This window comes from Pedobacter punctiformis, from assembly GCF_027213715.1.
Taxonomy (GTDB): Bacteria; Bacteroidota; Bacteroidia; order Sphingobacteriales; family Sphingobacteriaceae; genus Pedobacter; species Pedobacter punctiformis.
In genome coordinates this window covers 99,712-111,874 of record NZ_JAPWGM010000005.1, presented here as the reverse complement: position 1 = coordinate 111,874, position 12,163 = coordinate 99,712, and the positions used below count along the sequence as shown (strand labels likewise).

The 12,163-nt window shown below is 37.5% G+C and carries 9 protein-coding genes; all 9 read right to left on the bottom strand.

What is annotated here, in order from left to right; all coding sequences use genetic code 11:
- Nucleotides 1-5 precede the first annotated feature (5 nt).
- Nucleotides 6-914: a heme o synthase gene (gene cyoE / locus O0955_RS14470; protein WP_269428269.1), complete on the bottom strand. Its 909-nt coding sequence runs from the start codon at nt 912-914 to the stop codon at nt 6-8.
- A gap of 12 nt (nt 915-926) precedes the next feature.
- Nucleotides 927-1,985, bottom strand: coding sequence for a COX15/CtaA family protein (locus O0955_RS14465; protein WP_269428268.1), 1,059 nt, complete (start codon nt 1,983-1,985; stop codon nt 927-929).
- Nucleotides 1,986-2,063: 78 nt separating this feature from the next.
- The gene (locus O0955_RS14460; protein WP_269428267.1) at nt 2,064-3,944 is read right to left on the bottom strand and encodes a cytochrome c oxidase subunit I; all 1,881 of its coding nucleotides are present in this window, start codon (nt 3,942-3,944) and stop codon (nt 2,064-2,066) included.
- 23 nt (nt 3,945-3,967) lie between these two features.
- Complete coding sequence (locus O0955_RS14455; RefSeq protein ID WP_269428266.1) at nt 3,968-5,197, bottom strand: cytochrome c oxidase subunit II transmembrane domain-containing protein; 1,230 nt, start codon at nt 5,195-5,197, stop codon at nt 3,968-3,970.
- A gap of 71 nt (nt 5,198-5,268) precedes the next feature.
- Complete coding sequence (locus tag O0955_RS14450) at nt 5,269-6,492, bottom strand: quinol:cytochrome C oxidoreductase (protein ID WP_269428265.1); 1,224 nt, start codon at nt 6,490-6,492, stop codon at nt 5,269-5,271.
- 16 nt (nt 6,493-6,508) lie between these two features.
- A complete protein-coding gene (locus O0955_RS14445) occupies nt 6,509-7,114 on the bottom strand; it encodes a c-type cytochrome (RefSeq protein WP_269428264.1) in 606 nt (201 codons plus the stop codon).
- The gene (locus O0955_RS14440) at nt 7,086-7,622 is read right to left on the bottom strand and encodes a DUF3341 domain-containing protein (RefSeq protein WP_269428263.1); all 537 of its coding nucleotides are present in this window, start codon (nt 7,620-7,622) and stop codon (nt 7,086-7,088) included. Before O0955_RS14440 ends, O0955_RS14445 begins: the two co-directional genes overlap by 29 nt.
- Nucleotides 7,623-7,624: 2 nt before the next feature.
- Complete coding sequence (gene nrfD, locus O0955_RS14435; RefSeq protein ID WP_269428262.1) at nt 7,625-9,097, bottom strand: NrfD/PsrC family molybdoenzyme membrane anchor subunit; 1,473 nt, start codon at nt 9,095-9,097, stop codon at nt 7,625-7,627.
- 26 nt (nt 9,098-9,123) lie between these two features.
- Complete coding sequence (locus tag O0955_RS14430; protein ID WP_269428261.1) at nt 9,124-12,150, bottom strand: TAT-variant-translocated molybdopterin oxidoreductase; 3,027 nt, start codon at nt 12,148-12,150, stop codon at nt 9,124-9,126.
- Nucleotides 12,151-12,163: the final 13 nt, after the last annotated feature.

Sequence of the window (12,163 nt, the reverse complement as noted above, 5' to 3'; positions counted from 1 at the left end):
AAAAATTATTTTGCTATAAAATCAAATAATAATACCAGCTGTACGGCCGGTATATAAAAAAATGAACAGAACATCACCTTCTTCGCATCCGCTAGTTCTCTGTTTATTAAAAGTTTAAAGGCAAGCCAGCAAAAAATAATGCCTGCAATTAAAGATAATCCTGCAATATAATAACCGCCAAAACCATAGAAAGTTGGCAGTAAACTTACTGGTATCAGAATTAATGTACCTAAAAAGGTCATGAAAGCTGAAACTTTATCCCGTTTTTTGGTGGGCAGTAATCTAAAACCTGCTTTTTTATAATCATCATCCAAAACCCATGCAATGGCCCAGAAATGTGGAAATTGCCAAACAAACTGAATCAGGAACAGTACTACTGCTATTTTATAATCGATATCTAAAAACAGTTCGGCTTTTAAACTTCCAAAAGCGGCTAAATATCCAATAAGTGGGGGCAATGCACCCGGAATGGCTCCTACAAAAACTGCAATTGGAGATTTTCTTTTTAATGGAGTATAAGCAAAAGCATATAGCAAAATTGAAAATACTGATAATAAACCGGTTTCAAGATTTAACTTACCCAATAACCAGGTTCCTAAAAATGCCATAAAAACACCCAGAATCAAACCTTGTCCTGTAGTCATTCTACCTGCAGGCATCGGACGGTCTTTTGTCCGGCTCATCAGCTTATCAAGATCCTTCTCTATAATCTCATTAAAGCAATTTGCTGCTGCTGTTACCAAAAATCCGCCTGCTATTAAAATTAACCAGTTTCCCCAATCAATTGAAGGGATATGGCCTCTTCCTATCTGCATTTTCTGACCAATCAAAAAGGAGATCGACGCAGAAAACACTACCGTAAAGGATAGCCTGAATTTTATGAGTTTAGAAAAATCTGAAAAAAATTGTTTCAATTTCCTTAAATATTATTGTCTATAGGTACTTGTACGGTAAACCAACAAATACAGATAAAACTGTAAACTAAATAACAGCGTAGAGAATAAAATGTGTACTGCTTGCGCTGCTGGTGGAAATGCTATATATGCTAATGCAAAGCCACTTAATAATTGAATTAAAAGCGTAATTATAATAAACCTTGCGGTTAACAAAGGTGCTGCTTTCCCACTAAAACGGTCGGTAACCATTTTATAAACAACTCCATTTGCGATGACCACTAAAATAGCCAGGTCTCTGTGGTAAGAAAACACATTTCCTACTTTAGCTACCCAGGTAGCATTATTATGATATAAAAGTGATTTTGCAATCACATCTACTGCTTCTCTAACTTCGGTACCCAATACAATTTGGGCAATGCTTAAAATAACTGTAAAAAATAAAAAACCTTTTAACCACAGTATACGGTACATAATAACCGTAGGTTCTATATTTAATTGCTTGGCGTAGTTATAGGTATAAATAGATATCGCTAAAATAACCAGTGCCAAAAGCATGTGTACCGTTACCACCCATTGTGCCAGATTTGTGGATACCACAATTGAACCTAACCAAGCCTGGTAACCGACTACAAAAATGTTTAAAATACTGAGTACAATAATTCGTTTAGCTGTTTTTTTATAGGCAAACGAATAAATTGCAGTTAACAATAAAAATATTCCTGCCAAAGCCCCCGCCAGCCTGTTTAAATATTCTGTCCAGGTTTTTGCCGGATTAAACTCTTCCGGTATCGTGATGCTTTTATCATGTCTGATGCTATCTGCAAGTTCGGTTTTACCCATGCTTTCCAGATATTGAGCAAACTTTTCATTCTTTTTAAGTCTGCCGGCAACATATTTCTCTTTATAATCAGCAGGGAGTTGCGATACATGGGTTGGTGGAATGTATCTGTCGAAACATTTCGGCCAATCCGGGCACCCCATTCCAGAGCCGGTACTGCGTACAATACCGCCAGCCAGTATAACCAATAAAGTAACGATTATGGTTATAAAGTTAACTCTGATGAAACGTTGTTCTGATCTGCTGATCATATATCTTTTAAGATGAAAAGGGTATCCGGATAAGCAGAAACTTAATCAGATACCCCTTTAAATTGTGTAAAGCTTAAACTAGCCTTTATTTTCTGCAACAGGATTAGCTAATTCCCAATCTTGTTGTATTTTTTCTGCTTCTTCATTTCCTTCAAAGTCATGTGGCAAGTTAGAGCTCATGGTTTGAGAGAAAGGTACAGTTTGAGGAATAAAATCTGCATCATGACCCGGTTTGCTATAATCATAAGGCCATCTGTAAACTGTAGGAATTTCTCCTGGCCAGTTTCCGTGAAGATGTTCTACCGGAGCAGTCCATTCTAATGTATTTGATTCCCAAGGGTTTTGAGTAGCTTTCTTTCCTTTATAAATTGAGTAGAAAAAGTTAAACAGGAACGCTACCTGTGCTAAAGCAGCTAAAATAGCAGCCCAGGTTACAAAAACGTTAACCGTTAACCATTTCTTCATAAATTCGAACTCTGTGAAGGCATAGTAACGACGTGGAACGCCATCTAAACCTAAAAAGTGTAATGGGAAGAATACTAAATAAGCTGCAATAAAAGTTAACCAGAAGTGTAAGTAACCTAATTTAGCGTTCATCATACGGCCAAACATTTTAGGATACCAGTGATAAACCCCTGCAAGCATACCAAAAATTGCTGCTGATCCCATTACCAGGTGGAAGTGGGCAACTACAAAGTAGGTATCGTGTAAGTTAATATCTAATGATGCATTACCTAAGAAGATACCGGTTAAACCACCAGAGATAAAGAATGACACTAAACCAATTGCAAATAACATTGCCGGTGTAAAACGGATATTACCTCTCCATAATGTAGCTAAATAGTTAAATGTTTTTACAGCTGATGGCACCGCAATAATTAAAGTAGTGATCATAAATACACCACCCAATAATGGGTTCATACCGGTTACAAACATATGGTGACCCCATACTATGAATGAAAGTACTGTAATACCAATTAGTGAGTAAACCATAGCATGGTAACCGAAAATTGGCTTACGTGCATTTACCGAGATAACCTCTGATGAGATACCCAATGCAGGCATAATTACAATGTATACCTCAGGGTGACCTAAGAACCAGAATAAGTGTTGCCATAAAATTGGAGAACCACCTTCGTTAGGTAAAATGTTTGTACCCATTACAATATCAGAAAGGTAGAAACTTGTTCCAAAGCTACGGTCAAATACCAATAATACTACACCTGCAACTAATACAGGGAATGATAAGATACCTAAAATAGCGGTTAAGAAGAATGCCCAGATTGTTAGAGGCATTTTCCAAAGGTCCATGCCCTTAGTACGCATGTTTAAAATTGTACTTACGTAGTTAATACCACCCATTAATGATGAGGCTACGAAAAGTACCATACTAACCAACCACAAGGTCATACCTAAACCAGAACCTGGTATTGCTGTAGGAATGGCTGATAGTGGCGGATAAACCGTCCAGCCTCCTGATGCGGGTCCTGTTTGGATAAAAAATGAAGACATCATGATTACACAGGCCATAAAGAAGAACCAGTATGAAAGCATATTTAAGAATGGCGAGGCCATATCTCTTGCTCCAATTTGCAATGGAATTAATAAGTTACTAAATGTACCGCTCAGTCCTGCTGTTAGTACAAAGAAAACCATTATGGTACCGTGAATGGTGACCAGTGCTAAATAGAAATCGGGTTTGATACGACCGCCTTCTGCCCATTTACCTAAAAATGTTTCTAAGAAAGGGAAATTTTTATCTGGCCAAGCCAATTGGATACGGAATAAAATGGATAAAGCCATTGCTATAACCGCCATAATAATACCGGTTATTAGAAATTGCTTTGCAATCATTTTATGGTCCATACTGAAGATATACTTTGAAATTAAAGTCTCCTTATGGTGTCCGTGATCGTGGTGATCGTGATTGTGATCGTCGTGTATTGCTATTGTTGACATAATTCTTTCGCTCTGCGGTAATATTATTTATTTAAAGCCATTTGGTTAGTTTTCACTGCTGTTGTATCCTTAGCTGTAGAATCAGCTACAGATTTTACAGGTGCAGGTGCCACTGGCAAATTAAATTGTTTTCTTAAATCATCGTTTAAGTAGGTTTTCTGTTTAGCTATCCATTCTGCATATTCCTTTTCAGAAACAACACGAACGTCTTTTTGCATATTCCAGTGACCTGAACCGCAAATTTTAGCACAATAGAAAAGATATTTAAAGTTAGGATCATTTGTTTTTTCCTGCATTTCGCGGGTGGTAATGGTTGGTGTAAATTCAAACACGGTTCTCATACCTGGTACAGTGTTTAATTGTACTCTGAAATGCGGCATGTAAAAACTGTGAATCACATCTTTACTGGTTAAGATTAGTCTAACCGGTTTATTAACCGGAATTACCATCTCATCAGCCATTTCATCATCACGGGAATTTAAATCTTTAAAATCAATACCCAATGGATTAGTCGCAGTTGTTAATTTATAATTTTTATTACCCACTACTCCATCTGCTCCAGGATAACGGATAGACCATTTAAACTGCTCAGATGTTACTTCAATTTGCAAAGGTTTGTTATTAGGATCTTCAACTTTGAAGAAAATTGATCTCCAGGTTAAGAAACCCATTAATACCAATACAGTTAAAACTAATGCCGGAACAATGGTCCAGATTTTTTCGATTGTATTGTTGTGAGGATAATAATATGCTTTTCTTTTAGCTGAATATTTATAAACGTAAGAAAATCCGAATAACAGGATGTGTGTTACCACGAACACGATTGTGGTAATGATTAATGTTAAATTAAACATTTTATCAATGCGCTCTCCATGTATTGAAGCTGCATCTGGTAATAACATTGCACCGTGCACTGTATATTCCCAATACACACCATATAAACCTAAAACAAGAAATAATGCAAATAAACTTGCATGTACCCTGTTCCAGTTAATGCCTACCGGCTTGCCTTGTGCTTCGCGGCTTAATTCATAAACTCTTATGGCTTTACCCACAATAGCAATGAATAAACATATTGCCAGGAAAACCAGTACATAAAAAATTACTGATTTATAAACCTCGCCCATATCAACAGCTTTCGGTGCCGCCGCTGCTGCTGCATCTTGTGCAAATGCGCTCGTGTTTGCAAAAACAGTAAGTAATACTGCTAAAGCTGCGGTCGTTTTATTCGTGATAAACTTTCTTAAACTCATTTTCTTAAAAGTAGTACGCTGTACTGCTAATTATAATAATAATTAAATATTTGCTCTTATAAAATCACCTGCTATAGCTGATGATGCAAACTTTCTTGTAATAAAGGGTGATTTTTTGCGATTAAAGGCTTTTTGCTTAAGGCCGATAAAACTGTAAAGGTAAACAATCCTACGAAACCTACTGCGGTACCAATTTCTACAATACCAAAACCGTTATGTCCATCTTCTACTGCACCTGGCATAATCATTTGGTAGTAATCTACCCAGTGACCTAATAATACCACGATGGAAACAAATAATAGTTTTACATCTGTTCTCTTGTTGTCTCTGTCCATTAATAATAATACTGGCGCCAGGAAGTTCATTGCAAGGTTTAAGAAGAACCAAAACTTGTAATATTCAAAACGTTTGTAGAAATAAACAGTTTCTTCAGGCATGTTAGCATAGTAGATTAATAAAAACTGTGCAAACCATACATAAGTCCAGAAGATGGAGAAACCAAAAATAAACTGACCTAAGTTATGTAAGTGGCTATTGTTAACCCATTGCATATAACCTGCTCTTCTTAACAGAATGATGATAATTGCAATAGTTGCTAAACTGCTAACCCACATTGCTGCGAAGTTATACCAGCCAAACATAGTAGAGAACCAGTGTGCCTCTAATGACATGATGGTATCGAAAGCAAATACTGGTGTTGTAAAACCATAAATGACCAGGAAGATACAAGCATTTTTAAAACTCTTTCTGTAAGAATTTAATCCTCCTGCTAAATCTTCATTATAAGAAAACTTAACAAAAAGCATTGAAAAGATACTGTAAACACCTAAAAACACAACCTGACGACCTAAAAAGAAAGGAACGTTTAAGAATACAGACTTTCCTGCGATTAACGAATCATAGTTAGGACTATTCGGGTCCGTTAAACCATCTGCATGCCAGTGGTGGTATAAATTATGTGTGTATAAACCAGCTGAAATAATAACAACAAGTATTACAGCAGCGATAGGCAATGTTTTTGCCATAGCTTGAGGTACACGTAGAATTGATGCAGACCAACCAGCCTGAGCAACGTATTGAACCGCCAGGAAAAATGTACCTGACATACAAACGCATGCAAAATAATATCCCATAAGCAACAGGTTGGCAAAAGTGCGCTCGTGCATCACTTTATCTCCGGCTAAGAAACCATAAGCTACTGCAATTACACCTAATGCAATTCCAATAATGCTTAAAGTTTTTACTTTTCCTGTAAACTCAAATTGTTCACTAAAATTAATATTGTGAGTTCCCATTTATATTCTGCTTTACTTATTGTTCTTTTTGTAATTGTTGAACATACATCACAACTTTCCAACGATCTGTTGGTGAGATTTGTGAAGCATGCGAGCCCATGTTATTTACACCATAGGTAATGGTATGGTAAATTTTACCTGCGGTAAGATCTTTCATAGCGCCACCTCTTGATGAACTGCCTTCGTGATAAGAAGGTACACCATTAAATTTCTCAATTTTTACCAGGTGCCCTTGTCCATCTCCTTTTTCTCCATGGCATGGAGCGCAGAAAACAATAAATGAATGTTTACCTTCTGCAAGGTTGGTTGTATCTACAGGTAATGGATTAACCATGCTTGCACCAGCTGCTTCATATCCTTCTTTAGTATTAGGATATTCATCATATTCTTTAAAACCTACAGGTTTTGTATTTGCTGGTGGTAACTGTGCAGTTTTACCATCTTTAAAATTTTTATTTGGCTGATCCGGGTTATAAGCAATCGGATCATACATGTTCCTGGCATATTCCAGCCCGGTACTGCGTTTATCTCTACAAGCCGAAAGAGTAGCTGCAAAAGCGATAGCTAAAAACGCGGCATAAACAAATTTATTCTTATTCATAGCTAATGTACTTCCTTTCATTATACTTTACTTCTAAAGCACCGGCATCTTTTAATAAACCATCAATAACAGTGTGTTCTGCATTTTCTTTTGCATCCACTGCAATTACAAAACGATCATCAGTAGCACGCAGGTCCATTACTCTTGGCGCTCTGCCCGGAAACAAGTGTGTAGAAGCATAGTAAGTTAAAACCATACCGAATGCACAGAATAAAACTGTTAATTCGAACATTATCGGAATAAAATCCGGCAATGCAAATGATGGTTTACCACCTATGTTTACTTTCCAATCGATAACTGCGCAAAAATAAATTAAGGCGAAAGCGGCACAAGTACCGGTTATACCAAAGCAAAATGCTGCAATATCAATTCTTGATCTTTTAATTCCTAATTTGGCTTCTATTCCGTGTATAGGCATTGGGGTATATACATCATAAATGCTGACGTTATTTGCCTGAAGTTTTTCGATGCCATGCATCATTTCATCAGGATCACCAAAACTGCCTAAAATATATTTGATATCACTCATTGTTATATTTTTGCGTAATCTTCTTGTTTAACACTATCAAATTTCTCTAAAGACTCTATGTATTCTGCTACATATTCTTTATCCTCATGCCCTTCTTTAATCTGTTTCATTTTAGCCTGCTCACTTGCAGTTTTCAATAATAATTTAACCTCTGCAATAGCAATTGAAGGTAAAACTCTTAAGAATAAAAGGAATAGAGTAAAGAATAGTCCAATTGAACCAACAAATACACTGATATCTACCCACGTTGGATAAAACATTGCCCAACTTGATGGAATATAATCACGGTGTAACGAGGTAACGATAATTACGAAACGCTCAAACCACATCCCAACGTTTACTACAATTGATAAAATCCAGGTTGCACGAATGCTTAAACGAATCTTTTTGAACCATAAAAGCTGTGGAGAAATTACGTTACAAGTCATCATCATCCAGTAAGCCCACCAGTATGGACCAGTTGAACGGTTGATAAATGCATATTGCTCATATTCTGAACCAGAATACCATGCGATGAAGAACTCTGTTAAATAAGCAACACCTACGATTGATCCGGTTAAGATGATGATTTTATTCATCGACTCAATGTGGAACATGGTGATGTAGTTTTCAAGGCCTAGTACTTTACGTGCAACCAATAATAAGGTTAACACCATTGCAAAGCCTGAGAAGATTGCACCCGCAACGAAGTAAGGAGGGAAAATGGTGGTGTGCCATCCTGGAATTACTGAAGTTGCAAAGTCCATTGATACAATTGTGTGTACCGAAAGTACAAGAGGTGTAGAAATACCGGCAAGGATTAGAGACACTGCCTCAAAACGCTGCCATGTTTTTACACTTCCACTCCATCCAAATGAGAAGATAGAGTATACTTTTTTACGCATGCCTGTAGCACGGTCACGAATGGTTGCAATATCTGGTAATAAACCTGTGTACCAAAATAATAATGATACAGAGAAATAAGTGGAGATTGCAAACATATCCCATACCAATGGTGAGTTAAAGTTTACCCATAATGAACCAAACTGATTTGGTAATGGTAAAACCCAATAAGCTAACCATGGACGACCCATGTGAGATACAACGTAGGTTGCGGCACAAATAACCGCAAAGATTGTCATTGCCTCTGCTGAACGGTTAATGGAGTTACGCCAGTTTTGACGGAAGAGTAATAGTACTGCTGAAATCAGTGTTCCAGCGTGACCAATACCAACCCACCATACGAAACCGGTGATATCCCAAGCCCATCCAACTGTTTTATTTAAACCCCATGCACCTATACCATTCCAAAAGGTATAACTCACGGCAACCACCCAAAGTAAAGCGCCTAATGCGGCAAAGGTGAAACCAATCCACCAGGCTTTGTTTGGTTTATTCTCTACCGGGCCCAAAATATCATCCGTAATTTTTGCATACGTAATGTTATTGCCGGTAATTAATGGTTCTCTAAGTATTGATTCGTTATGTCCTGACATAATTTGTATTTTCTTTATACTAAAGCTTACGCTTGTACTGTTGTATCTGTATTTCTAATTTTTGTCATGTATCCGATACCTGGTTTTACATTGATTTCTTCTAAAACGTAGTAGATACGTTCAGAACGTAATGCTTTTGAAACCTCAGAGTTTGGATCGTTTGAATCACCAAATATGATTGCATTTGCTGAACAAGCTTCCTGACAAGCCATTTTAATATCGCCATCTTTTAATGGACGTTTCTCAATTTTAGCTTGTAATTTGCCACCCTGTATACGTTGAATACACATAGAGCATTTTTCCATAACCCCTCTTGAACGTGTAGTTACATCAGGATTTAAAACCAATTGAGTAAACTCGTTATTTAAATAGTTATCGAAACGAGAATCGTTCCAGTAGTTAAACCAGTTGAAACGACGTACTTTATACGGACAGTTGTTTGCACAGTAACGTGTACCTACACAACGGTTATAAGCCATGTGGTTTAAACCATCTGATGAGTGTACGGTTGCTAATACCGGACAAACGGTTTCGCAAGGTGCGTGATCACAGTGCTGACATAACATTGGCTGGTGAACAACCGAAACGTGATCTAAGTCTTCTAACTTAGCAATTTCTTTTTCTCTGGTTACATCACCATCCTTAGTTTCGTAGCTGTAATAACGATCAATACGGATCCAGTGCATTTCGCGACGACGGCGAACCTCATCACGGCCTACAACAGGAATGTTATTTTCTACGTTACAAGCAACAATACAAGAACCACAACCTGTACAGGCATTCAAATCGATTGCCATAACCCAGTTGTTACCTGGTTTTTCGTACTGATCCCAAAGATCATAGTTTTTATGTCCTTCTTCACCTTTTCCTGTACCTGCACCAGCATCTTTTAAGTATTCTTTAAAAGTAGCTTCGCGGATTACGTTACGACCTTCGAAAGAGTGGTGAGTTTGTGTTTGAGCCAATTCGTAATGACCACCTGTTGGCGTAATGGTTACGTTGGTTGCGTATTGCATGGTTCCATTTACAAATGAAACAAACGGGAAAGCATTTTTACCTACACCATTTCCTGCTTTACCTACTTTCTCACGTCCGTAACCTAATGCAATTGAAGCAGTTCCCTGTGCTTGTCCTGGCTGGATCAATACCGGAAGGTCAACAGAATATCCGTTGTTTCCTTTAACGGTTACAACATCAAATTCTTTAACGTTTAATTTTTCTGCAAATTTAGGGGCAAGTGCAACATAGTTATCCCAGGTTACTTTTGAAACCGGATCAGGTAATTCTTGTAAGAATGCGTTATTTGCATTTTTACCATCACGCATCGGCACGTTTTCATAAACCTGTAACTCGATATCTTTTGCTAAAGATTTGCTGCTGTTGCTAATTGAAGTTACAACTGCGGCTAAAGATAAACTGAAGCTATAAGCGCCAGCCGGTTTAGCTGCAGTAGAAATTACACCTTTATCCAGTGCATCTTCCCACTTAAGGCCTGCTGCTGGCAATACTTTAGTTTCCCAGTTGCTGCGTACAAATTGGTAGTAATCTTTAACCGGTGCATCAGCCCAAACTAATAAACTTTCTTCTGCCTGACGGCTGTTGAAAACAGGGTTGATGGTTGGTTGTACGATTGAATAATATCCTTCGTAAGCATTTGCATCACCCCATGACTCTAAATAGTTGTGGTTAATTGCAATGGCATCACAAAGTGAAGCAGTTTCGTCAGCACGGTCTGCAAAAGAAATTTTTGCAGGAACCTTAGCTAAAGCTTCAGTAAATGTTTTATTGTTAATGTAATCGTAAGCAGGGTTGCTGTTCAGGAATAAGATTGCACCAACTTCTCCACGGCTCATTTCGCCAACTAAACCTGCAAATTCTGCATCGTTACCAGCGTATAAATGACATGCGTTATCTAAATCAATAGTAGTACCGTAGCTACCGATAGCAGCATTAATGGCATTTACTAAAATTTGAGTAGAAACATCGTTAGAACCACAAACTACAAGGCCTTTACCTTTAGCCTGTACCAATTCTTTAGCAACTAATTTAATTACTTTATCAGCTGTAGCATTATTTCCTAATGTTCCGCCTGCTAAAGCCTGACCGGTAATTGCATTATATAAGGCAATTAATGCAGGGCCTTGTTCTGATAATTTAACCGGAACACGTGTATCTGCATTAGTACCTGTTAAGCTCATTCCACTTTCAAATTGAATGTGGCGGCTCATTTTTTTATTTTCTAATGATTTATAGTTACGGTTAGCGGTGTATTGAGCCGTAAACTCTTCACCACTAATCCATGTACCTAAGAAATCTGCACCAAAACTTACAATTAAATCTGCTTTATCGAAATTGTATTTTGGTAAAACGGCTTTACCAAAGCTATTTTGATTTGCCTGAATAATACCTGTATAAGAAACAGCATCGTACTGAACCAATTTAGCAGCAGGGTATTTTGTAATAAAACCTGCAATAACTGCATTAGTTGACGGACTGTTTACTGTCGATGATACAATACGGATTTTTTTACCCGAAGTTTGCGCTTTATTTAATTCACCCTTTACAAATGCATCAATTTTAGCCCAGGTTGTTTCCTCATTTTTAAGAACTGGTGCTTTTAATTTAGATACATCATATAAATCTAAAACAGAAGCCTGTGCTCTTGCATCAGTACCACAATTAAACTCACCCGCATTTGGGTTTGGTTCAATTTTAATTGGACGGCCTTCTCTTGTTTTAACTAAAATACTCTGGCCATTAAAGCTGGAAGTATAATAGTTAGGAATACCAGGCGTAACCTCTTCAGGTTTTACCAGGTAAGGAATAGATTTATGAACAGGAGTGCTTTGACAAGCTGCTAACGTAACTGCACCTAAACCAAAACCTAACGCCTTTAAAAAGTCGCGGCGTGGGGTAACGGTACTTAACCCTGCTTCATTTAAAACATCTTCTATTGGAAGTGGCTCGGCAAATTCGTTTTTGTTATTCTTAACAAAATCGGGGGTATTGTTATACTCCTCTAAGCCTTTCCAGTATTTTTTGTTGCTTTCCATTTAAGCTATATTA